This window comes from Shigella sp. FJ200513 (assembly GCF_040495915.1).
GTDB lineage: Bacteria > Pseudomonadota > Gammaproteobacteria > Enterobacterales > Enterobacteriaceae > ECMA0423.
In genome coordinates, this window is sequence record NZ_JBDYCV010000060.1 from 1 (window position 1) to 24340 (window position 24340).

Here is a 24340-nt window from a genome sequence, read left to right on the forward strand (position 1 = left end):
GTCCATCAATATAGATGGGCGCGATTGTTGCCAGACAGGACAATTTTCACAAGACGTCGCTGATGGGGCGCTTACTTATAACAAAAGGGGAGTGCAGAAGGAGTCTTGGTGGGCAATTGGTATAACCAATGCGAAATAAAACAATTATTTAACAAATAATTATCATTAAAGTGACAACTGGGTGGTGAGAAAATAAAGACTCATTAGCTGAATCGTGTAAGAAAAATAGAATTTATAAATGGCGTCAATAATTTCCAAACGCTAAGCCGCACAAAAGAACAAATATTAATAAGCGATGCTGATGTTTATTTAGCCGTAATAATTACGGCGAGTGATTACTACAGCTAAATAATATTTACAGATTACGTCAGATGCGTTTTTCGTAGCGCCAGATAATCCAGCAAACCACCAAGCACGACGCCAGAAAGGGCGACTAAAACCCCGACTTCCAGCAGAGCAGGCAGGAAAGAGAAGTGCGTCAAATCCAGCGCGTCCATCGTCAACAGAAGTAACCACACGGCCAACAGGCTGACGCCCGCCGCCAGTGTCCACATGGCAAAGGCATAACCTGCCGGATATTCGGTACGGGAGATAAAGTTGTCATTTACTCGTGTATATTCAAGCGTCTGGCGGCAAACCAGCAGCAAAATAAGCCCCGGTACGGCAGCGGCGACGGAGAATAGATAGAATGTCGACCAGCCGTGTGCTTCAACAAACCAACCCGCCACGGGGCCGACATAAACTCGCCCTACAGCGGAAAGCGCTGAGAGCAGGGCAAATTGAGTAGCGGAAAATGACTTATTACACAGCGTCATTAACAGCGCGACAAAGGCTGATGTGCCCATCCCGCCACAGAGGTTTTCGAAAAAGACGGCTGCGCCCATGCTGTAGAGATGCTTATCAGTAATCGACAGCAGCCAGTAACCAGCGTTAGACGCACCTTGTAAAATGCCGAAAATCAGCAGCGCCCGGAACAGCGACAGGCGCTGCATCAAAATCCCACCGTACAATGCGCCAACAATGGTCGCCAGTAAGCCAAGCGTTTTGTTTACCACGCCTACTTCACCCGCATCAAACCCGACGCCGCGAATCAAAAACGTGGTTGTCAGGCTCATGGCGAATGCGTCGCCCAGCTTATACAGCACGATAAGAAGCAAAATAAGCCAGGCATTATTGCGACCAAAGAAATCTCGCAGAGGTGCAACAACCGCTTGTTCCAGCGTTTTGGGCACAGGAATGGTGTCGGTTGGTTCTGGTGCAAGCAACGTCGCGATAATACAGGGGATCAACAGCGCCGCCATCAACCAGTACATGCCCTGCCAGCCCAACCATTTATCTGCCAGCCACAGGGCTAGGCCGCCGGAAACCAGCATCCCTAAACGGTAACCCAGCACGCTGATTGCCGCGCCCGCACCACGTTCTTCTGCCGGGAGCACATCGGTTTTCCACGCATCGAAGACAATATCCTGGGAGGCAGAGCAAAAAGCGATCACCACCGCCAGCGCCGCCATCCAGCGGAGTTGGGTGCCTGGTTCGAGAAAACCCATCGCCGCAATGGCGACTAATAACAGGATTTGCGTGGCGAGCAGCCAACCGCGCCGCCGCCCAAAAAATGGGGGCGTGTAGCGGTCCATCAGCGGTGACCAGAGGAATTTAAAAACGTAAGCCTGGCCTACCAGAGAGAAGAAACCAATGGTTTTGAGATCGATATTTTCGACCGTCATCCAGGCCTGTAAGGTGCCGGATGTCAGGGCGAGCGGTAGCCCGGAAGCAAAACCCAGGATCAGCAATATGGCTGAACGCGGCTGTTGAAAAATACGTAAATATTGACTGGACATGGGCGTCTACAGGCCCGGCTTGCACCGGGCCAGAGGGCAGAAATTAACGCGCGTTCTGCTTGATGAATTCGTGAATGCTGGTGTCCTGAGACATATCAGCGATGGTATCGGTCAGCACACTGTTAACCGCATCGGCGATATTTTTGTTGGAGGCCTGGAACGCACCTTCAACGTTGTAGCTGGCACGATAGTTTTTGGTCATTTTGTTGCCATTCTGCGCGGTAGCGATGATGGCGATATCCGCTTTGGTAGCGATGTTGTAGCGCACGTTGCCCTGGGACACGTCAGCATACAGTTGGCTAACGATGATTTGCAGATTAACCGGGCCATTCGGACCAACCATGTAACCACGCGCGGTCATCTGTTTTTCCAGCACTTCTTGCAGCAGGAAACGCAGAGCGCGGGAGGCGGTCAGGGTAACGATTTGATTATCGCGGGTGACTTTTGCCAGCGCCTGATCGGTACGCTGATCGGCACCATTAATGCTTACGGTGACGCCCATCAGGCTTGGATCCTGCTGTGGCAGTGTAATCGTCGGGGAAACTTCAATAGTTGTTGGCGGTTTTGCGCATCCTGCAAGCATAAACAGAGCAACTAACGGGAAGAGGATTTTTTTGAACATGTTCGGGCTCTCAGAGACTCTTAAGCGTGTTTGGTAAAAATTCCCGCCATCATAACATTGCCAACGGCGAGGGGAAGTGGGTAAGGCATGTAAATTCATCATGTTGACGAAATAATCACCCCTGGTAAAAGAAACGCTGATGCGAGGCCTGTGTTTCAATCTTTAAATCAGTAAACTTCATACGCTTGACGGAAAAACCAGGACGAAACCTAAATATTTGTTGTTAAGCTGCAATGGAAACGGTAAAAGCGGCTAGTATTTAAAGGGATGGATGACATCTCAGCGTTGTCGGAGGAGATATTTCATGATGATACGTGAGCGGATAGAAGAAAAATTAAGGGCGGCGTTCCAACCCGTATTCCTCGAAGTAGTGGATGAAAGCTATCGTCACAATGTCCCAGCCGGCTCTGAAAGCCATTTTAAAGTTGTGCTGGTCAGCGATCGTTTTACGGGTGAACGTTTTCTGAATCGTCATCGAATGATTTACAGTACTTTAGCGGAGGAACTCTCTACTACCGTTCATGCGCTGGCTCTGCATACTTACACTATTAAGGAGTGGGAAGGGTTGCAGGACACCGTCTTTGCCTCTCCTCCCTGTCGTGGAGCAGGAAGCATCGCGTAAAAACGCATTTGCAACTGTCGGCGCTTTTCCAGTATGTTGCTAAAGATTTTATGAAAAACGGCCTGCGGGCCGTTTTGTTTTGTCTGGATTTTGCGCTTTTTGCCCAGCATTCAGACGAAAATTGCCCGGGAATTGTGAAAAAATACGCGACAGCGCGCAATAACCGTTCTCGACTCATAAAAGTGATGCCGCTATAATGCCGCGTCCTATTTGAATGCTTTCGGGATGATTCTGGTAACAGGGAATGTGATTGATTATAAGAACATCCCGGTTCCGCGAAGCCAACAACCTGTGCTTGCGGGGTAAGAGTTGACCGAGCACTGTGATTTTTTGAGGTAACAAGATGCAAGTTTCAGTTGAAACCACTCAAGGCCTTGGCCGCCGTGTAACGATTACTATCGCTGCTGACAGCATCGAGACCGCTGTTAAAAGCGAGCTGGTCAACGTTGCGAAAAAAGTACGTATTGACGGCTTCCGCAAAGGCAAAGTGCCAATGAATATCGTTGCTCAGCGTTATGGCGCGTCTGTACGCCAGGACGTTCTGGGTGACCTGATGAGCCGTAACTTCATTGACGCCATCATTAAAGAAAAAATCAATCCGGCTGGCGCACCGACTTATGTTCCGGGCGAATACAAGCTGGGTGAAGACTTCACTTACTCTGTAGAGTTTGAAGTTTATCCGGAAGTTGAACTGCAGGGTCTGGAAGCGATCGAAGTTGAAAAACCGATCGTTGAAGTGACCGACGCTGACGTTGACGGCATGCTGGATACTCTGCGTAAACAGCAGGCGACCTGGAAAGAAAAAGACGGCGCTGTTGAAGCAGAAGACCGCGTAACCATCGACTTCACCGGTTCTGTAGACGGCGAAGAGTTCGAAGGCGGTAAAGCGTCTGATTTCGTACTGGCGATGGGCCAGGGTCGTATGATCCCGGGCTTTGAAGACGGTATCAAAGGCCACAAAGCTGGCGAAGAGTTCACCATCGACGTGACCTTCCCGGAAGAATACCACGCAGAAAACCTGAAAGGTAAAGCAGCGAAATTCGCTATCAACCTGAAGAAAGTTGAAGAGCGTGAACTGCCGGAACTGACTGCAGAATTCATCAAACGTTTCGGCGTTGAAGATGGTTCCGTAGAAGGTCTGCGCGCTGAAGTGCGTAAAAACATGGAGCGCGAGCTGAAGAGCGCCATCCGTAACCGCGTTAAGTCTCAGGCGATCGAAGGTCTGGTAAAAGCTAACGACATCGACGTACCGGCTGCGCTGATCGACAGCGAAATCGACGTTCTGCGTCGCCAGGCTGCACAGCGTTTCGGTGGCAACGAAAAACAAGCTCTGGAACTGCCGCGCGAACTGTTCGAAGAACAGGCTAAACGCCGCGTAGTTGTTGGCCTGCTGCTGGGCGAAGTTATCCGCACCAACGAGCTGAAAGCTGACGAAGAGCGCGTGAAAGGCCTGATCGAAGAGATGGCTTCTGCGTACGAAGATCCGAAAGAAGTTATCGAGTTCTACAGCAAAAACAAAGAACTGATGGACAACATGCGCAATGTTGCTCTGGAAGAACAGGCTGTTGAAGCTGTACTGGCGAAAGCGAAAGTGACTGAAAAAGAAACCACTTTCAACGAGCTGATGAACCAGCAGGCGTAATTTACGCAGCATAACGCGCTAAATTCGCACAAAGGCCCGTCACCGCCAGGTGGTGGGCTTTTTTTTGTCATGAATTTTGCATGGAGCCGTGCGAAAAGCCTCTTTCGGTGTTAGCGTAACAACAAAAGATTGTTATGCTTGAAATATGGTGATGCCGTACCCATAACACAGGGACTAGCTGATAATCCGTCCATAAGGTTACAATCGGTACAGCAGGTTTTTTTCAATTTTATCCAGGAGACGGAAATGTCATACAGCGGCGAACGAGATAACTTTGCACCCCATATGGCGCTGGTGCCGATGGTCATTGAACAGACCTCACGCGGTGAGCGCTCTTTTGATATCTATTCTCGTCTACTTAAGGAACGCGTCATTTTTCTGACTGGCCAGGTTGAAGACCACATGGCTAACCTGATTGTGGCGCAGATGCTGTTCCTGGAAGCGGAAAACCCAGAAAAAGATATCTATCTGTACATTAACTCCCCAGGCGGGGTGATCACTGCCGGGATGTCTATCTATGACACCATGCAGTTTATCAAGCCTGATGTCAGCACCATCTGTATGGGCCAGGCGGCCTCGATGGGCGCTTTCTTGTTGACCGCAGGGGCAAAAGGTAAACGTTTTTGCCTGCCGAATTCGCGCGTGATGATTCACCAACCGTTGGGCGGCTACCAGGGCCAGGCGACCGATATCGAAATTCATGCCCGTGAAATTCTGAAAGTTAAAGGGCGCATGAATGAACTTATGGCGCTTCATACGGGTCAATCATTAGAACAGATTGAACGTGATACCGAGCGCGATCGCTTCCTTTCCGCCCCTGAAGCGGTGGAATACGGTCTGGTCGATTCGATTCTGACCCATCGTAATTGATGCCAGAGGCGCAACTGTGCCGCTATACTTATCTAGGGCGGCACAACGCTGTAAGCGGCTTGCGCCTGAGAATGGCATTTGCGTCGTCGTGTGCGGCACAAAGAACAAAGAAGAGGTTTTGACCCATGACAGATAAACGCAAAGATGGCTCAGGCAAATTGCTGTATTGCTCTTTTTGCGGCAAAAGCCAGCATGAAGTGCGCAAGCTGATTGCCGGTCCATCCGTGTATATCTGCGACGAATGTGTTGATTTATGTAACGACATCATTCGCGAAGAGATTAAAGAAGTTGCACCGCATCGTGAACGCAGTGCGCTACCGACGCCGCATGAAATTCGCAACCACCTGGACGATTACGTTATCGGCCAGGAACAGGCGAAAAAAGTGCTGGCGGTCGCGGTATACAACCATTACAAACGTCTGCGCAACGGCGATACCAGCAATGGTGTCGAGTTGGGCAAAAGTAACATTCTGCTGATCGGTCCGACCGGTTCCGGTAAAACGCTGCTGGCTGAAACGCTGGCGCGCCTGCTGGACGTCCCGTTCACCATGGCCGACGCAACCACGCTGACCGAAGCCGGTTATGTGGGCGAAGACGTTGAAAACATCATTCAGAAGCTGTTGCAAAAGTGCGATTACGACGTACAGAAAGCGCAGCGCGGGATTGTCTACATCGATGAAATCGACAAGATTTCTCGTAAGTCAGACAACCCGTCCATTACCCGAGACGTTTCCGGTGAAGGAGTACAGCAGGCACTGTTGAAACTGATCGAAGGTACGGTAGCTGCTGTTCCACCGCAAGGTGGGCGTAAACATCCGCAGCAGGAATTCTTGCAGGTTGATACCTCTAAGATCCTGTTTATTTGTGGCGGTGCGTTTGCCGGTCTGGATAAAGTGATTTCCCACCGTGTAGAAACCGGCTCCGGCATTGGTTTTGGCGCGACGGTAAAAGCGAAGTCCGACAAAGCAAGCGAAGGCGAGCTGCTGGCGCAGGTTGAACCGGAAGATCTGATCAAGTTTGGTCTTATCCCTGAGTTCATTGGTCGTCTGCCGGTTGTAGCAACGTTGAATGAACTGAGCGAAGAAGCTCTGATTCAGATCCTCAAAGAGCCGAAAAACGCCCTGACCAAGCAGTATCAGGCGCTGTTTAATCTGGAAGGCGTGGATCTGGAATTCCGTGACGAGGCGCTGGATGCTATCGCTAAGAAAGCGATGGCGCGTAAAACCGGTGCCCGTGGCCTGCGTTCCATCGTAGAAGCCGCACTGCTCGATACCATGTACGATCTGCCGTCCATGGAAGACGTCGAAAAAGTGGTTATCGACGAGTCGGTAATTGATGGTCAAAGCAAACCGTTGCTGATTTATGGTAAGCCGGAAGCGCAACAGGCATCTGGTGAATAATTAACCATTCCCATACAATTAGTTAACCAAAAAGGGGGGATTTTATCTCCCCTTTAATTTTTCCTCTATTCTCGGCGTTGAATGTGGGGGAAACATCCCCATATACTGACGTACATGTTAATAGATGGCGTGAAGCACAGTCGTGTCATCTGATTACCTGGCGGAAATTAAACTAAGAGAGAGCTCTATGAATCCTGAGCGTTCTGAACGCATTGAAATCCCCGTATTGCCGCTGCGCGATGTGGTGGTTTATCCGCACATGGTCATCCCCTTATTTGTCGGGCGGGAAAAATCTATCCGTTGTCTGGAAGCGGCGATGGACCATGATAAAAAAATTATGCTGGTCGCGCAGAAAGAAGCTTCAACGGATGAGCCGGGTGTAAACGATCTTTTCACCGTCGGGACCGTGGCCTCTATATTGCAGATGCTGAAACTGCCTGACGGCACCGTCAAAGTGCTGGTCGAGGGGTTACAGCGCGCGCGTATTTCTGCGCTCTCTGACAATGGCGAACACTTTTCTGCGAAGGCGGAGTATCTGGAGTCGCCGACCATTGATGAGCGGGAACAGGAAGTGCTGGTGCGTACTGCAATCAGCCAGTTCGAAGGCTACATCAAGCTGAACAAAAAAATCCCACCAGAAGTGCTGACGTCGCTGAATAGCATCGACGATCCGGCGCGTCTGGCGGATACCATTGCTGCACATATGCCGCTGAAACTGGCTGACAAACAGTCCGTTCTGGAGATGTCCGACGTTAACGAACGTCTGGAATATCTGATGGCAATGATGGAATCGGAAATCGATCTGCTGCAGGTTGAGAAACGCATTCGCAACCGCGTTAAAAAGCAGATGGAGAAATCCCAGCGTGAGTACTATCTGAACGAGCAAATGAAAGCTATTCAGAAAGAACTCGGTGAAATGGACGACGTGCCGGACGAAAACGAAGCCCTGAAGCGCAAAATCGACGCGGCGAAGATGCCGAAAGAGGCAAAAGAGAAAGCGGAAGCAGAGTTGCAGAAGCTGAAAATGATGTCTCCGATGTCGGCAGAAGCGACCGTAGTGCGTGGTTATATCGACTGGATGGTACAGGTACCGTGGAATGCGCGCAGCAAGGTCAAAAAAGACCTGCGTCAGGCGCAGGAAATCCTTGATACCGACCATTATGGTCTGGAGCGCGTGAAAGATCGCATCCTTGAGTACCTTGCGGTTCAAAGCCGTGTCAACAAAATCAAGGGACCGATCCTCTGCCTGGTAGGGCCGCCGGGGGTAGGTAAAACCTCTCTTGGTCAGTCCATTGCCAAAGCCACCGGGCGTAAATATGTCCGTATGGCGCTGGGCGGCGTGCGTGATGAAGCGGAAATCCGTGGTCACCGCCGTACTTACATCGGTTCTATGCCGGGTAAACTGATCCAGAAAATGGCGAAAGTGGGCGTGAAAAATCCGCTGTTCCTGCTCGATGAGATCGACAAAATGTCTTCTGACATGCGAGGCGATCCGGCCTCTGCACTGCTTGAAGTGCTGGATCCAGAGCAGAACGTAGCGTTCAGCGACCACTACCTGGAAGTGGATTACGATCTCAGCGACGTGATGTTTGTCGCGACGTCGAACTCCATGAACATTCCGGCACCGCTGCTGGATCGTATGGAAGTGATTCGCCTCTCCGGTTATACCGAAGATGAAAAACTGAACATCGCCAAACGTCACCTGCTGCCGAAGCAGATTGAACGTAATGCACTGAAAAAAGGTGAGCTGACCGTCGACGATAGCGCCATTATCGGCATTATTCGTTACTACACCCGTGAGGCGGGCGTGCGTGGTCTGGAGCGTGAAATCTCCAAACTGTGCCGCAAAGCGGTTAAGCAGTTACTGCTCGATAAGTCATTAAAACATATCGAAATTAACGGCGATAACCTGCATGACTACCTCGGTGTTCAGCGTTTCGACTATGGTCGCGCTGATAACGAAAACCGTGTCGGTCAGGTAATCGGTCTGGCGTGGACGGAAGTGGGCGGTGACTTGCTGACCATTGAAACCGCATGTGTTCCGGGTAAAGGCAAACTGACCTATACCGGTTCGCTCGGCGAAGTGATGCAGGAGTCTATTCAGGCGGCGTTAACGGTGGTTCGTGCGCGTGCGGAAAAACTGGGGATCAACCCTGATTTTTACGAAAAACGTGACATCCACGTCCACGTACCGGAAGGTGCGACGCCGAAAGATGGTCCGAGTGCCGGTATTGCTATGTGCACCGCGCTGGTTTCTTGCCTGACCGGTAACCCGGTTCGTGCCGATGTGGCAATGACCGGTGAGATCACTCTGCGTGGTCAGGTACTGCCGATCGGTGGTTTGAAAGAAAAACTCCTGGCAGCGCATCGCGGCGGGATTAAAACAGTGCTAATTCCGTTCGAAAATAAACGCGATCTGGAAGAGATTCCTGACAACGTAATTGCCGATCTGGACATTCATCCTGTGAAGCGCATTGAGGAAGTTCTGACTCTGGCGCTGCAAAATGAACCGTCTGGCATGCAGGTTGTGACTGCAAAATAGTGACCTCGCGCAAAATGCACTAATAAAAACAGGGCTGGCAGGCTAATTCGGGCTTGCCAGCCTTTTTTTGTCTCGCTAAGTTAGATAGCGGATCGGGCTTGCCCTTATTAAGGGGTGTTGTAAGGGGATGGCTGGCCTGATATAACTGCTGCGCGTTCGTACCTTGAAGGATTCAAGTGCGATATAAATTATAAAGAGGAAGAGAAGAGTGAATAAATCTCAATTGATCGACAAGATTGCTGCAGGGGCTGATATCTCTAAAGCTGCGGCTGGCCGTGCGTTAGATGCTATTATTGCTTCCGTAACTGAATCTCTGAAAGAAGGGGATGATGTAGCACTGGTAGGTTTTGGTACTTTTGCCGTTAAAGAGCGTGCTGCCCGTACTGGCCGCAACCCGCAGACCGGTAAAGAGATCACCATCGCTGCCGCTAAAGTACCGAGCTTCCGTGCAGGTAAAGCACTGAAAGACGCGGTAAACTAAGCGTTGTCCCCAGTGGGGATGTGACGAAGTTCAAGGGCGCATCTACTGATGTGCCTTTTTTATTTGTATTCGGTGACTTTCTGTGTCTTGTGGGCTGACAATTGCCCCCGTTTCTTGTCACAATAGGCCTTTGCGCGCATCGATACGTTGCGTGAGGTACACAGTCATCTACAGCGGAGTGTTGTTACACCATGATGGACAGCTTACGCACGGCTGCAAACAGTCTCGTGCTCAAGATTATTTTCGGTATCATTATCGTGTCGTTCATATTGACCGGCGTGAGTGGTTACCTGATTGGCGGAGGCAATAACTACGCCGCAAAAGTGAATGACCAGGAAATCAGCCGTGGGCAGTTCGAGAACGCCTTTAACAGCGAGCGTAATCGTATGCAGCAACAGCTGGGCGATCAATACTCCGAGCTGGCAGCGAACGAAGGCTATATGAAAACCCTGCGTCAACAGGTGCTGAATCGTCTGATCGACGAGGCGCTGTTGGGTCAGTACGCTCGTGAGCTGAAACTGGGTATCAGTGATGAGCAGGTTAAACAGGCGATTTTCGCGACCCCAGCCTTCCAGGTTGACGGCAAATTTGATAACAGCCGCTATAACGGTATCCTCAACCAGATGGGGATGACCGCCGATCAGTACGCCCAGGCGCTGCGTAACCAGCTCACTACCCAACAGCTGATTAACGGCGTTGCCGGTACCGATTTTATGCTGAAAGGTGAAACCGACGAGCTGGCGGCACTGGTCGCGCAACAACGCGTGGTGCGTGAGGCGACTATCGATGTTAACGCGCTGGCGGCGAAGCAGCCTGTGACCGAACAGGAGATTGCCAGCTACTACGAACAAAACAAAAACAATTTCATGACGCCGGAACAATTCCGCGTGAGTTACATCAAGCTGGTTGCCGCAACGATGCAGCAACCGGTTAGCGATGCGGATATCCAGAGCTACTACGATCAGCATCAGGATCAATTCACCCAGCCGCAGCGTACCCGCTACAGCATCATCCAGACCAAAACTGAAGATGAAGCGAAAGCGGTACTTGATGAGCTGAATAAAGGCGGTGATTTTGCTGCATTAGCCAAAGAAAAATCTGCCGATATTATCTCTGCCCGTAACGGCGGCGATATGGGTTGGTTAGAAGATGCCACTATCCCCGACGAACTGAAAAATGCTGGTCTGAAAGAAAAAGGCCAACTGTCTGGTGTCATCAAATCTTCGGTCGGTTTCCTGATTGTACGTCTGGACGACATTCAGCCAGCGAAAGTGAAATCGTTAGACGAAGTACGTGACGACATTGCGGCGAAAGTGAAACACGAAAAAGCCCTCGATGCGTACTATGCGCTGCAGCAGAAAGTGAGCGATGCGGCAAGCAACGACACCGAGTCTCTGGCCGGTGCAGAGCAAGCTGCCGGCGTTAAAGCCACTCAGACGGGTTGGTTCAGCAAAGATAACCTGCCGGAAGAGTTGAACTTCAAGCCGGTTGCCGACGCTATCTTTAACGGCGGTCTGGTAGGTGAAAACGGCGCGTCGGGCATCAACTCTGACATCATCACCGTAGACGGCGACCGCGCATTCGTGCTGCGCGTCAGCGAGCACAAACCGGAAGCGGTGAAACCGTTGGCAGATGTTCAGGAACAAGTTAAGGCACTGGTTCAGCACAACAAAGCTGAACAACAGGCGAAAGTGGATGCTGAGAAACTGCTGGTTGATTTGAAAGCCGGCAAAGGTGCGGAAGCTATGCAGGCTGCCGGTCTGAAATTTGGCGAGCCGAAAACCTTAAGCCGTTCCGGTCGTGACCCGATTAGCCAGGCGGCGTTTGCACTGCCACTGCCAGCGAAAGACAAACCGAGCTACGGTATGGCGACCGATATGCAAGGTAATGTGGTTCTGCTGGCGCTGGATGAAGTGAAACAAGGTTCAATGCCGGAAGATCAGAAAAAAGCGATGGTGCAGGGTATCACCCAGAACAACGCACAAATCGTCTTTGAAGCTCTGATGAGTAACCTGCGTAAAGAGGCGAAAATCAAAATTGGCGATGCGCTGGAACAGCAATAATCCTGAAGCCGCCTCGCAAAAAAATGCGTTGCAGCTGTAACAAGAAAAGGTCGCTTTCGCGGCCTTTTCCATTTCTGAACATTGCCATTTGTTTACTGTTTTCACTCCCGTTAAGGTGATTCCACTGTTAACAAACAAGGAGAAAACAGTATGAAACACGGAATTAAAGCACTGCTCATTACACTGTCCCTGGCCTGTGCCGGAATGTCTCATAGCGCGCTGGCGGCAGCTTCTGTGGCGAAACCGACGGCGGTAGAAACCAAAGCGGAAGCTCCTGCAGCACAAAGTAAAGCAGCAGTACCGGCGAAAGCCAGTGACGAAGAAGGCACCCGGGTCAGCATTAATAATGCCAGCGCGGAAGAGCTAGCCCGCGCGATGAATGGCGTTGGCCTGAAGAAAGCGCAGGCGATTGTCAGTTATCGCGAAGAGTACGGTCCGTTTAAAACGGTGGAGGATCTAAAGCAGGTGCCGGGGATGGGCAATTCGCTGGTGGAACGTAATCTGGCGGTATTAACCCTGTAATTAATTTGCATAGTGGCAATTTTTTGCCAGACTGAAGAGGTCATACCAGTTATGACCTCTGTACTTATAACAACAACGTAAGGTTATTGCGCTATGCAAACACAAATCAAAGTTCGTGGATATCATCTCGACGTTTACCAGCACGTCAACAACGCCCGCTACCTTGAATTTCTCGAAGAAGCCCGCTGGGATGGGGTGGAAAATAGCGACAGTTTTCAGTGGATGACGGCCCATAACATCGCCTTCGTCGTGGTCAATATCAATATTAACTATCGTCGTCCAGCGGTATTAAGCGACCTGTTAACTATTACCAGTCAGTTGCAGCAATTAAACGGTAAAAGCGGCATCTTAAACCAGGTCATTACACTGGAGCCGGAAGGGCAGGAGGTAGCGGATGCGCTTATTACGTTTGTTTGTATTGATCTTAAAACGCAGAAAGCATTAGCTCTGGAAGGGGAATTGCGCGAAAAGCTGGAGCAGATGGTTAAGTAAACGTTTTGTGGTGCCGGATGCTCAAGCCGCATCCGGCGACACCCGGAATAATTACCTCAACCCGGTTTTCTGCTTCATCGCTGCCATCACCGTCGGTTTATCGGCCAGATAATGATTCAAACCGTTGGCGCGTAAATTACATGCCGCACAATGACCGCAACCGTCGCCTTTAATGCCGTTATAGCAGGTCAACGTTTCGTTACGGACTAAATCCAGTTTGCCGTAATAATCTGCCAGCGCCCAGGTTTCCGCTTTATCAATCCACATCAGCGGCGTTTCAAAACGAATATCTTTCGCCATGCCCAAACTGACGGCATGGTTTAGTGCTTTCACAAACTCATCGCGGCAATCCGGGTAGCCGGAGAAATCCGTTTCACAGACGCCGGTAATTACGGCTTCTGCTTTTACCTGATACGCATATATTGCCGCCAGCGTCAGGAACAAAATATTACGCCCTGGGACAAACGTATTCGGGATGCCATCGGCTTCAGGTTCATAATCAGGCACCGGAATGCTGTCACGTGTCAGGCTGCTGACCGCCAGCTCGTTGAGCAGCGTTACATCAAGAACCTTATGCGCGCGTGCTCCCAGTTTCAGCGCCAGTTCGCGTGCCACGTCGATTTCTGCGCGATGTCGCTGACCGTAATCGAACGTCACGCAATGGACTTCATCATATTGTTGTAATGCCTGCACCAGACAGGTGGTGGAATCCTGGCCTCCACTGAACACAACGACAGCACGTTTCATAGATAATCCTGCTTGAACAATAAAAGCGTTATGGTAACGCCTGCGATTAACCCGGACCAGCTATTCATTGCGACGGCGCGGGAAGCCAGGCTTCGGTAAATTCAAACCAGCCGCGCGGTGTCAGTCGCACACCGTTCACGCCGGGAGGGGCACTAATGCGATAGTGATAGTTGAACAGCGGCGTCAGCGTCGCGTCTGCCATTAACTGGCTAAAAACCGCTTTCAGGGCATTAAATCGGTTTTCCTCATCAGGCATTACTTGCACCGCGTCCAGCGTCGATTGCAGATGTGCATATGCTGGAGCGTCGAAAACATGTGGCCATAGTGGATCGCAACGTAGCCATTGCTCCAGAGTATATTCCGGTGCTTCGCCAATTAATCTGTCGCCCATCATGAGGTCTGCGTGTGCCAGTAGGGTCGTGTCGTCCCAGTTTTTTGCGTTATGAAAAATAATTGTGAGTTCACAGCCTTCCGCTGCCAGTGTCGCCTGTAGGCGTTCTGCCATGGTATGAAGTTCTATCGGTAGGTGATAAACCAGCGTCAAGGTTTTCGGTAGTTTGACTTCATCCGGTACTTGCCAGTGCGGAATAGTCCAGCCTGGCAGTAATGCATGACTGGCGGTGATCAGGTTTTCTCCGACTTCTAACGTTTGTAATAAACCGGATTGATGAATAATGGAGATCACTTTTCGCGCCTGCCAGAGGGAGAGTCGGGGACTTTTGCGCAACGTTAAATAGCAAAAACCTAAACTGATGCCACTACTGACTTGGCTGACCCGTTGCAGCTCCTCCGGTTTGCCGATGGTGATTTGCACGGGATGCCGACAACTGGTTCCCAAATCTTTTTCGAAAAGCGGCGGAGTTATCCAGTACTCAACCGCTTTAAGCAGCGGATGACGCAAATGGTAATAATCATGGCTCTCCAGGCGCACCAGCTCCGCTGTGAATTGTGTTAAGCGAAAAGGACCAGTGCCGATCAGTGGGAATTGCGGATGCGCCAGATGGCTGCAATAGCTCGCCAGCCGGTGCGCAAGCCAGTAATCGGGGCGATGTAAAAAGAAGGTCAGACACTGCGGATGGGTGACTTCAATACGCTTCACGCTAATAAATAATTGATCCAGTGCTGGCAGTTGTAACAGCATCAATAATCGCTGGTGTAAGTGTGAGGCTTTTACTGCATCGCCGTTATGCCAGTGTAGGGTTGAACGAAGATAAAAGTCCCAGCGTAACCTGTCAGTAGAGGTTTCCCAGTGATGCGCTAAATCGCCAATCGGGCGCTGAGTATTATTATCGAAGCGGGTCAGGCCGGAAAATATCTGCCCGGCGAGATGCTGCTCGGCACGGCCGGGCAAAAAGCCTGGTTGTAGCGGTTCGAGCGGGCGATAGTAGGGAATACGCAACGTGGGTGTATCGTTTTGCCATTGTCCGCCCATAAATGGCTGTAACAGAGTGCGCAGCTCACCTGGGGCCAGTTGCGCCAGCTCCAGCACATCTTGCTGCTTTCCGGTTTCCAGTGCCTGTTCCATCATCGCATTGCGTAGCGATTCCGGCGTGACCAGAAAGCGTAATTGTCCGCGCTTTCCGCGTCCTGACTGCGCCTGCCACTCCAGCCATCCCGCCTCCTGTGCCTGACGCAACAGCGTACGAACATGGCGTTCGCTGCAAAAACAGCGTTCGGCCAGTTCGCTGACGGTGACGGTTTGCGGCTGAAGGTTGCCACAGACGTTGATACTGGTTAAGACGGTTGAGCAATCGCATATAAACCCGGAACAATATTATTTAACTATTCACTATTACTTCCGTATATATCAGGTGATACTCAATCACCATTAACCGTGTCACAGAGTGGAGAAAGAAATGGCTCGTCTGGTAGCATTTGATATGGATGGCACTTTATTGATGCCTGACCATCATTTAGGTGAGAAAACCCTCTCTACTTTGGCGCGACTGCGTGAACGCGACATTACCCTCACTTTTGCCACGGGGCGTCATGCGCTGGAGATGCAGCATATTCTCGGGGCGCTATCGCTGGATGCATATTTGATTACCGGCAACGGAACGCGCGTGCATTCTCTGGAAGGTGAACTTTTACATCGTGATGATTTACCTGCGGATGTCGCGGAGCTGGTGCTGTATCAGCAATGGGATACCCGAGCCAGCATGCATATCTTCAATGACGACGGTTGGTTTACCGGGAAAGAGAGCCCTGCGTTGTTGCAGGTATTTGTCTATAGCGGTTTTCGTTATCAGATAATCGATGTCAAAAAAATGCCACTCGGCAGCGTCACCAAGATCTGCTTCTGTGGCGATCACGACGATCTTACACGCTTGCAGATCCAGCTATACGAAGCATTAGGCGAGCGTGCACATTTGTGTTTTTCCGCCACGGATTGCCTCGAAGTGCTGCCGGTGGGCTGCAATAAAGGCGCTGCATTGACGGTGCGGACCCAACATTTAGGTTTATCGTTGCGCGATTGCATGGCCTTTGGTGATGCGATGAACGATCGCGAAATGTTAGGCAGCGTCGGTAGCGGGTTTATTATGGGCAATGCGATGCCGCAACTGCGCGCGGAGCTCCCGCATTTACCGGTGATTGGACATTGCCGAAATCAGGCTGTCTCTCACTATTTGACGCACTGGCTGGACTATCCACATCTACCTTATTCCCCCGAATAACGAGATCCCTTCCAGCACCGGGCAATTGCCCGGTTTTTTTTTGCGTTGAATTTGTCATTTTGTGCCGTGGTGTTTAAACCGCACAGAATAAATTGTCGCGATTTCACCTTTAAAATAGAATTAAAAGAGAAAAAAATTCTCCGTGGAAGGGCTATGTTAGATAAAATTGACCGTAAGCTGCTGGCCTTACTGCAGCAGGATTGCACCCTCTCTTTGCAGGCACTGGCTGAAGCCGTTAATCTGACAACCACCCCCTGCTGGAAGCGCCTGAAACGGCTGGAGGACGACGGTATCCTTATCGGCAAAGTCGCCCTGCTGGATCCGGAAAAAATAGGCCTCGGCCTGACCGCCTTTGTGCTGATAAAAACGCAACATCACAGCAGCGAATGGTATTGCCGCTTTGTCACGGTGGTTACCGAAATGCCAGAAGTGCTGGGGGTCTGGCGCATGGCTGGTGAATACGATTATCTGATGCGCGTCCAGGTTGCCGACATGAAACGCTACGACGAGTTTTATAAGCGTCTGGTAAACAGCGTGCCGGGGCTGTCGGACGTCACTTCCAGCTTCGCGATGGAACAGATTAAATACACCACTTCTTTACCCATCGAATAAATATCCAGAATCAGGTCAGGACACAACGCGTGCGATTATTTGCTCAATTAAGCTGGTATTTCCGTCGGGAATGGCGTCGCTATCTTGGGGCTGTCGCCTTGCTTGTCATTATCGCGATGCTGCAACTGGTTCCGCCAAAAGTGGTTGGTATTGTTGTCGATGGCGTGACAGAACAACACTTTACTACCGGGCTGAGCCTGATGTGGATCGCCACCATGGTGCTGATTGCCGTTGTGGTTTATCTCCTGCGTTATGTCTGGCGCGTATTGCTGTTTGGCGCGTCTTACCAACTGGCTGTTGAACTGCGTGAAGATTATTACCGTCAGCTAAGCCGGCAGCACCCGGAGTTTTACCTGCGTCATCGCACGGGTGATCTCATGGCTCGTGCGACCAATGACGTCGATCGCGTCGTGTTTGCCGCCGGAGAAGGGGTGCTGACGCTGGTGGATTCACTGGTAATGGGCTGCGCTGTGTTGATTATGATGTCTACGCAAATTAGCTGGCAGTTGACCTTATTTGCCCTGTTACCGATGCCAGTGATGGCGATCATGATTAAGCGCAACGGCGATGCCTTGCATGAACGCTTTAAGCTGGCACAGGCGGCGTTTTCCAGTCTTAATGACCGCACCCAGGAAAGCCTCACCAGTATCCGCATGATCAAAGCCTTTGGTCTGGAAGATCGCCAGTCGGCGTTATTTGCCGCGGATGCCGAAGATACCGGCAAAAAAAACATGCGGGTGGCGCGTATTGATGCTCGCTTCGACCCGACCATCTATATCGCGATTGGTATGGCGAACTTGCTGGCGATTGGCGGCGGTAGTTGGATGGTGGTGCAGGGCAGTTTAACGCTGGGCCAGCTCACCAGTTTTATGATGTATTTAGGTCTGATGATTTGGCCAATGCTGGCGCTGGCATGGATGTTTAACATTGTGGAACGTGGTAGTGCTGCATACAGCCGTATTCGCGCCATGCTGGCGGAAGCGCCGGTGGTGAACGATGGTAGCGAACCCGTGCCGGAAGGGCGTGGCGAACTGGATGTAAATATTCACCAGTTCACGTATCCGCAGACTGACCATCCTGCGCTGGAAAACGTCAATTTCGCCCTGAAACCCGGTCAGATGCTGGGTATTTGCGGGCCGACTGGTTCCGGCAAAAGTACCCTGTTGTCGCTCATTCAGCGTCATTTCGACGTCAGCGAGGGGGATATTCGCTTTCATGATATTCCTCTGACGAAGTTACAACTCGATAGCTGGCGTAGCCGCCTGGCGGTGGTCAGCCAGACGCCATTCCTTTTTTCTGACACCGTGGCGAATAACATCGCGCTGGGTTGCCCGAATGCCACCCAGCAAGAGATTGAGCATGTCGCGCGGTTAGCCAGCGTACATGACGATATTTTGCGTCTACCGCAAGGTTACGATACAGAAGTGGGCGAGCGCGGCGTGATGCTTTCCGGTGGGCAAAAACAGCGTATCTCCATTGCTCGAGCGTTATTAGTCAACGCGGAAATCCTCATCCTTGATGATGCGCTTTCGGCGGTGGACGGACGCACAGAGCACCAGATCCTGCATAACCTGCGTCAGTGGGGACAGGGAAGAACGGTAATCATCAGTGCCCATCGCCTTTCGGCACTGACGGAAGCCAGTGAAATTATTGTGATGCAGCACGGACATATCGCCCAGCGTGGCAATCATGATGAGCTGGCGCAACAAAGCGGTTGGTATCGCGATATGTATCGCTATCAACAACTGGAGGCGGCGCTCGACGACGTTCCGGAAATTCGCGAGGAGGCCGTCGATGCGTAGTTTTAGCCAACTGTGGCCGACTCTCAAGCGCCTGTTAGCGTATGGTTCGCCGTGGCGTAAACCGCTGGGGATTGCGGTCCTGATGATGTGGGTTGCGGCGGCGGCAGAAGTCAGTGGGCCGCTGCTTATCAGCTATTTTATCGACAATATGGTAGCGAAAAATAACCTGCCGTTGAAAGTGGTTGCAGGGCTGGCTGCGGCGTATGTTGGGCTACAACTGTTTGCCGCCGGGCTACATTACGCGCAGTCGCTGCTGTTTAATCGGGCGGCAGTAGGCGCAGTGCAACAGTTGCGTACCGACGTGATGGATGCTGCGTTACGCCAGCCATTAAGCGAGTTTGATACCCAACCCGTCGGGCAGGTGATTTCCCGCGTCACTAATGACACTGAAGTGATCCGCGATCTCTACGTTACCGTAGTGGCAACTGTCCTGCGCAGTGCCGCACTGGTGGGCGCGATGCTGGTGGCGATGTTCAGCCTCGACTGGCGAATGGCGCTGGTGGCGATAATGATTTTCCCGGTGGTGCTGGTGGTAATGGTGATATACCAGCGTTACAGCACGCCGATTGTCCGCCGTGTGCGCGCCTATCTGGCGGATATCAACGACGGCTTTAACGAAATCATCAATGGCATGAGCGTTATCCAGCAGTTTCGTCAGCAGGCGCGATTTGGCGAACGTATGGGGGAGGCCAGTCGTTCACACTATATGGCTAGGATGCAAACCCTGCGCCTCGACGGTTTTCTGCTGCGTCCGCTGCTGAGTCTGTTTTCATCGCTCATTCTTTGTGGCTTATTGATGCTGTTTGGCTTCTCCGCCAGCGGCACCATTGAAGTGGGCGTGTTGTATGCGTTTATCAGCTATCTTGGGCGACTTAACGAACCCTTAATCGAACTGACCACGCAACAGGCGATGCTGCAACAGGCTGTTGTTGCTGGTGAGCGCGTGTTTGAACTGATGGACGGACCGCGCCAGCAATATGGCAATGATGATTACCCGTTACAGAGTGGCACCATCGAAGTCGATAACGTGTCATTTGCTTATCGCGATGACAATCTGGTGCTAAAGAACATTAATCTCTCTGTGCCTTCGCGTAACTTTGTGGCGCTGGTCGGGCATACCGGCAGTGGTAAAAGTACCCTCGCCAGTTTATTGATGGGCTATTACCCGCTAACGGAAGGTGAGATTCACCTTGATGGTCGTCCATTAAGTTCGCTAAGTCATAGCGCGCTGCGCCAGGGCGTGGCAATGGTGCAGCAAGATCCGGTGGTGCTGGCGGATACCTTCCTCGCTAATGTGACGCTGGGGCGGGATATCTCCGAAGAACGCGTCTGGCAGGCGCTGGAAACCGTGCAACTGGCGGAGCTGGCGCGCAGCATGAGTGATTGTATTTATACGCCGCTGGGCGAGCAGGGAAATAATCTCTCAGTCGGGCAAAAGCAACTGCTGGCACTGGCGCGCGTGCTGGTGGAGACGCCGCAAATCCTGATCCTTGATGAGGCAACCGCCAGCATTGACTCCGGTACTGAACAGGCGATTCAACATGCTCTGGCGGCGGTGCGTGAACATACCACGCTGGTGGTGATTGCTCACCGCTTATCAACTATTATTGATGCCGACACCATTCTGGTGCTTCATCGTGGGCAAGCCGTGGAGCAGGGCACTCACCAGCAACTGCTGGCGGCCCAGGGACGCTACTGGCAGATGTATCAACTGCAACTTGCGGGCGAAGAGCTGGCAGCCAGCGTGCGTGAAGAGGAATCATTGAGCGCCTGAATAGCGCAATATTTCATCGTTGGTGCAAAAATGTAACGCACTGTGCACTGTCATAGTGCGTTTTCATTTTCAATCTTCTTAACTTCCTGCTCTCTTTCTCGTTTTTCATTTCTGGCACACCGCTTGCAATACCTTCTTCGTGTAGCAGAACCATTACCGAATTCTGACCGGAGGGGATCTATGAAGCTGGTGACCGTGATAATCAAACCATTCAAGCTGGAAGACGTTCGTGAAGCGTTATCTTCCATTGGTATTCAGGGCCTGACCGTCACCGAAGTGAAAGGTTTCGGGCGTCAGAAAGGGCATGCCGAGCTGTACCGGGGGGCGGAATACAGCGTCAACTTCCTGCCAAAAGTAAAAATTGATGTGGCGATTGCTGATGACCAACTCGATGAAGTGATCGATATCGTCAGTAAGGCGGCTTACACCGGAAAAATTGGCGACGGCAAAATCTTCGTCGCTGAATTGCAACGCGTCATTCGTATTCGTACCGGCGAAGCCGACGAAGCGGCGCTGTAATCTCTGGCACACAGCAACAGGAACGAAAAATGAAGATAGCGACGATAAAAACTGGGCTTGCTTCACTGGCGATGCTGCCGGGACTGGTAATGGCTGCACCTGCGGTGGCCGATAAAGCCGACAATGCGTTTATGATGATTTGTACTGCGCTGGTGCTGTTTATGACTATTCCGGGGATTGCCCTGTTTTACGGTGGGTTGATTCGCGGCAAAAACGTGCTGTCGATGCTGACGCAGGTGACGGTGACGTTTGCACTGGTCTGTATTCTCTGGGTGGTTTACGGTTATTCGCTGGCGTTTGGTGAGGGCAACAACTTCTTCGGCAACATTAACTGGTTGATGCTAAAAAACATCGAACTGACGGCGGTGATGGGCAGCATTTATCAGTATATCCACGTAGCGTTTCAGGGATCGTTTGCCTGCATTACCGTAGGCTTGATAGTTGGGGCGCTGGCGGAACGAATCCGCTTCTCAGCTGTGTTGATTTTCGTGGTGGTATGGCTGACGCTCTCTTACATTCCGATTGCGCATATGGTGTGGGGCGGTGGTTTGCTGGCTTCTCACGGTGCGCTGGATTTCGCGGGTGGCACGGTGGTGCACATTAACGCAGCAATCGCCGGTCTGGTGGGCGCGTATCTGATAGGCAAACGCGTAGGCTTCGGTAAAGAGGCGTTTAAACCGCACAACCTGCCGATGGTCTTCACCGGGACTGCCATTCTCTATATCGGTTGGTTTGGCTTTAACGCCGGGTCAGTGGGCACGGCGAATGAAATCGCGGCACTGGCATTTGTGAATACTGTGGTCGCAACGGCGGCGGCAATTCTTGGCTGGATCTTCGGTGAATGGGCGCTGCGTGGTAAGCCTTCTCTGCTGGGAGCGTGTTCTGGCGCGATTGCCGGTCTGGTCGGCGTGACGCCAGCGTGCGGCTACATTGGGGTTGGCGGCGCGTTGATTATCGGCGTGGTAGCTGGTCTGGCGGGTTTGTGGGGCGTTACCATGCTCAAACGCTTGCTGCGGGTGGATGATCCCTGCGATGTCTTCGGTGTGCACGGCGTTTGTGGCATTGTCGGCTGTATCATGACCGGGATTTTTGCCGCCAGTTCTCTGGGCGGCGTGGGCTTCGCTGAAGGTGTGACGATGGGCCATCAGTTGCTGGTACAGTTGGAAAGCATCGCCATTACGATCGTCTGGTCCGGTGTGGTGGCATTTATTGGCTACAAACTGGCGGATCTGACGGTTGGCCTACGTGTGCCGGAAGAACAAGAGCGAGAAGGGCTGGACGTCAACAGCCACGGCGAGAATGCCTATAACGCGTAACAAGCACTGCAAAAAATAGCCGGACGGTTTTCACCTCCGGCTATTTTTTTAATTGTGATTACGCATTACCCCTTCCTGAACGGTCGAGGCAACCAGCACGCCGTCTTGGGTATAAAACTCACCGCGCACAAAGCCGCGTGCGCTGGACGCCGAGGTGCTCTCCACGCTATACAGCAGCCATTCATTCAAATTAAACGGGCGATGGAACCACATGGAATGGTCAATGGTGGCAATCTGAATCCCCGGTTCGAGAAAACCGATGCAGTGCGGCTGTAGAGCTACCGGCAGGAAGTTAAGATCAGAAGCGTAACCGAGCAGATACTGATGAACGCGCAGGTCATCCGGCACGCTACCATTTGCGCGGATCCACACCTGACGATGTGGTTCTGCGACGTGACCTTTCAGTGGGTTATGAAACTCCACCGGACGGACTTCCAGCGGACGATCGCAGATGAATTTATCTTTAAGCACTGGCGGCAGCAGGTGCGCCAGCGATTGGGCGATTTGCGTTTCCGAAGGCAGGCCATCAGGCGCTGGCGCGGACGGCATTGTTTTTTGATGTTCGAAACCCGCTTCTGGTGCCTGGAAAGAGGCCGTCATATAAAAAATCGGTTTGCCGTTTTGAATAGCAGCAACCCGGCGGGCGCTGAAGCTGTTACCGTCACGCAGCGTTTCGACATCATAAATAATCGGTTTCTTACTATCGCCTGGGCGAAGAAAGTAGCTGTGAAACGAATGTACCAGCCGCTCTTCCGGGACGGTCTCTTTTGCAGCATACAAGGCCTGACCCACGACCTGGCCGCCAAACACCTGGCGTAAACCTAAATCTTCACTCTGGCCGCGAAAGAGTCCTTCCTCAATTTTTTCCAGATTTAACAATGTCAGTAAATTTTTTAGCGCCTGACTCATATAACTCTCCAGTAACAAAGCTGCCGCAGCAAGCCAAAGTGAGTTGAGTATAACGCAAATTTGCCACTGGTCCGATGGGTGAAATAGTCTGAATTACGGGCTAATTACAGGCAGAAATGCGTGATGTGTGCCACACTTGTTGACGTTACTATTTTGTTAACCACTCTTCCGGCGAGGAAAGTTAGCCCGCTGGTGCATTGATAATAAGGAGAAATGAATGAAACTCGTGCACATGGCCAGTGGTTTAGCGGTTGCGATTGCGTTGGCGGCTTGCGCAGATAAAAGCGCGGATATTCAGACGCCAGCCCCGGCTGCAAATACGTCTATTTCAGCAACACAACAACCTGCTATCCAGCAACCGAATGTCTCCGGTACTGTCTGGATCCGTCAGAAAGTCGCACTGCCGCCTGATGCTGTGCTGACCGTGACACTTTCTGACGCGTCGTTAGCCGATGCACCGTCAAAAGTGCTGGCGCAGAAAGCGGTGCGTACTGAAGGTAAACAGTCACCATTCAGCTTTGTTCTGCCATTTAACCCGGCAGATGTTCAGCCGAACGCGCGTATTCTGTTGAGTGCGGCGATTACCGTGAATGACAAACTGGTATTTATCACCGATACCGTTCAGCCGGTGATCAACCAGGGCGGAACTAAAGCCGACCTGACATTGGTGCCGGTACAGCAAACCGCCGTGCCGGTTCAGGCCAGCGGTGGCGCAACGACTACCGTACCTTCGACTTCACCAACTCAGGTGAATCCGTCTTCGGCAGTTCCCGCTCCTACGCAATATTAAGCGACGTTAACCCTCTCCGCCCGGAGTAATGCCGATCAGTTAAGGATCAGTTGACCGATCCAGTGGCTGTGTAAGAATCCGGAAACGCTCACTTGTTTCCGG

Annotated in this window: 20 protein-coding genes and 1 pseudogene; 16 read left to right on the plus strand and 5 right to left on the minus strand. The window is 51.6% G+C overall.

What is annotated here, in order from left to right; all coding sequences use genetic code 11:
- Positions 1-362 precede the first annotated feature (362 nt).
- Positions 363-1838 (minus strand): muropeptide MFS transporter AmpG, encoded by a 1476-nt coding sequence (gene ampG, locus ABZJ92_RS13610; protein WP_000098438.1) that lies wholly within the window; start codon positions 1836-1838, stop codon positions 363-365.
- 43 nt (positions 1839-1881) lie between these two features.
- The gene (locus ABZJ92_RS13615; RefSeq protein WP_005053036.1) at positions 1882-2460 is read right to left on the minus strand and encodes a lipoprotein; all 579 of its coding nucleotides are present in this window, start codon (positions 2458-2460) and stop codon (positions 1882-1884) included.
- A 304-nt stretch (positions 2461-2764) separates the two neighbouring features.
- Here ABZJ92_RS13615 and bolA point away from each other — a divergent pair, with 304 nt between their 5' ends.
- The 9 genes from bolA (at position 2765) to fadM (ending at position 13094) form a co-directional block, all read left to right on the plus strand.
- A complete protein-coding gene (gene bolA, locus ABZJ92_RS13620) occupies positions 2765-3082 on the plus strand; it encodes a transcriptional regulator BolA (protein WP_000973448.1) in 318 nt (105 codons plus the stop codon).
- A gap of 343 nt (positions 3083-3425) precedes the next feature.
- On the plus strand, positions 3426-4724 hold the full coding sequence (gene tig / locus ABZJ92_RS13625; RefSeq protein WP_001198386.1) for a trigger factor: 1299 nt from the start codon (positions 3426-3428) through the stop codon (positions 4722-4724).
- Between the two features lie 246 nt (positions 4725-4970).
- On the plus strand, positions 4971-5594 hold the full coding sequence (clpP, locus tag ABZJ92_RS13630; protein ID WP_000122253.1) for an ATP-dependent Clp endopeptidase proteolytic subunit ClpP: 624 nt from the start codon (positions 4971-4973) through the stop codon (positions 5592-5594).
- Between the two features lie 125 nt (positions 5595-5719).
- Entirely contained in the window at positions 5720-6994 is a 1275-nt protein-coding gene (gene clpX / locus ABZJ92_RS13635; protein ID WP_000130305.1) for an ATP-dependent protease ATP-binding subunit ClpX, read from the plus strand.
- Positions 6995-7181: 187 nt separating this feature from the next.
- Positions 7182-9536 (plus strand): endopeptidase La, encoded by a 2355-nt coding sequence (gene lon / locus ABZJ92_RS13640; protein ID WP_005053030.1) that lies wholly within the window; start codon positions 7182-7184, stop codon positions 9534-9536.
- Positions 9537-9726: 190 nt separating this feature from the next.
- The gene (gene hupB / locus ABZJ92_RS13645) at positions 9727-10017 is read left to right on the plus strand and encodes a nucleoid-associated protein HU-beta (protein ID WP_254892905.1); all 291 of its coding nucleotides are present in this window, start codon (positions 9727-9729) and stop codon (positions 10015-10017) included.
- 191 nt (positions 10018-10208) lie between these two features.
- The gene (gene ppiD / locus ABZJ92_RS13650; protein WP_353765440.1) at positions 10209-12080 is read left to right on the plus strand and encodes a peptidylprolyl isomerase; all 1872 of its coding nucleotides are present in this window, start codon (positions 10209-10211) and stop codon (positions 12078-12080) included.
- Positions 12081-12230: 150 nt separating this feature from the next.
- On the plus strand, positions 12231-12602 hold the full coding sequence (locus ABZJ92_RS13655) for a helix-hairpin-helix domain-containing protein (RefSeq protein ID WP_000680312.1): 372 nt from the start codon (positions 12231-12233) through the stop codon (positions 12600-12602).
- 93 nt (positions 12603-12695) lie between these two features.
- Positions 12696-13094, plus strand: coding sequence for a long-chain acyl-CoA thioesterase FadM (gene fadM, locus ABZJ92_RS13660; RefSeq protein WP_353765441.1), 399 nt, complete (start codon positions 12696-12698; stop codon positions 13092-13094).
- 51 nt (positions 13095-13145) lie between these two features.
- Here fadM and queC read toward each other — a convergent pair whose 3' ends face one another.
- Both queC and ABZJ92_RS13670 read right to left on the minus strand, forming a co-directional pair.
- Positions 13146-13841, minus strand: coding sequence for a 7-cyano-7-deazaguanine synthase QueC (queC, locus tag ABZJ92_RS13665; protein ID WP_000817229.1), 696 nt, complete (start codon positions 13839-13841; stop codon positions 13146-13148).
- A gap of 64 nt (positions 13842-13905) precedes the next feature.
- Positions 13906-15598, minus strand: a pseudogene (locus tag ABZJ92_RS13670) (SgrR family transcriptional regulator).
- A gap of 99 nt (positions 15599-15697) precedes the next feature.
- Between ABZJ92_RS13670 and cof the strand changes: the two are divergent.
- The 6 genes from cof (at position 15698) to amtB (ending at position 22539) form a co-directional block, all read left to right on the plus strand.
- Complete coding sequence (gene cof / locus ABZJ92_RS13675; RefSeq protein WP_005053018.1) at positions 15698-16516, plus strand: HMP-PP phosphatase; 819 nt, start codon at positions 15698-15700, stop codon at positions 16514-16516.
- 153 nt (positions 16517-16669) lie between these two features.
- Positions 16670-17128, plus strand: coding sequence for a DNA-binding transcriptional regulator DecR (decR, locus tag ABZJ92_RS13680; protein WP_000884590.1), 459 nt, complete (start codon positions 16670-16672; stop codon positions 17126-17128).
- A gap of 29 nt (positions 17129-17157) precedes the next feature.
- Complete coding sequence (locus ABZJ92_RS13685; RefSeq protein ID WP_001235584.1) at positions 17158-18930, plus strand: SmdA family multidrug ABC transporter permease/ATP-binding protein; 1773 nt, start codon at positions 17158-17160, stop codon at positions 18928-18930.
- Positions 18923-20704: a SmdB family multidrug efflux ABC transporter permease/ATP-binding protein gene (locus ABZJ92_RS13690; protein WP_001256186.1), complete on the plus strand. Its 1782-nt coding sequence runs from the start codon at positions 18923-18925 to the stop codon at positions 20702-20704. Before ABZJ92_RS13685 ends, ABZJ92_RS13690 begins: the two co-directional genes overlap by 8 nt.
- A 180-nt stretch (positions 20705-20884) precedes the next feature.
- Positions 20885-21223, plus strand: coding sequence for a P-II family nitrogen regulator (glnK, locus tag ABZJ92_RS13695; RefSeq protein WP_000780338.1), 339 nt, complete (start codon positions 20885-20887; stop codon positions 21221-21223).
- Between the two features lie 29 nt (positions 21224-21252).
- Positions 21253-22539, plus strand: coding sequence for an ammonium transporter AmtB (amtB, locus tag ABZJ92_RS13700; RefSeq protein WP_000685036.1), 1287 nt, complete (start codon positions 21253-21255; stop codon positions 22537-22539).
- A gap of 48 nt (positions 22540-22587) precedes the next feature.
- Here the strand turns inward: amtB and tesB are convergent, their stop codons facing one another.
- On the minus strand, positions 22588-23448 hold the full coding sequence (tesB, locus tag ABZJ92_RS13705; protein WP_000075874.1) for an acyl-CoA thioesterase II: 861 nt from the start codon (positions 23446-23448) through the stop codon (positions 22588-22590).
- A 217-nt stretch (positions 23449-23665) separates the two neighbouring features.
- Between tesB and ABZJ92_RS13710 the strand changes: the two genes are divergently transcribed.
- Positions 23666-24238, plus strand: coding sequence for a YbaY family lipoprotein (locus ABZJ92_RS13710; protein ID WP_000779831.1), 573 nt, complete (start codon positions 23666-23668; stop codon positions 24236-24238).
- Positions 24239-24340 lie beyond the last annotated feature (102 nt).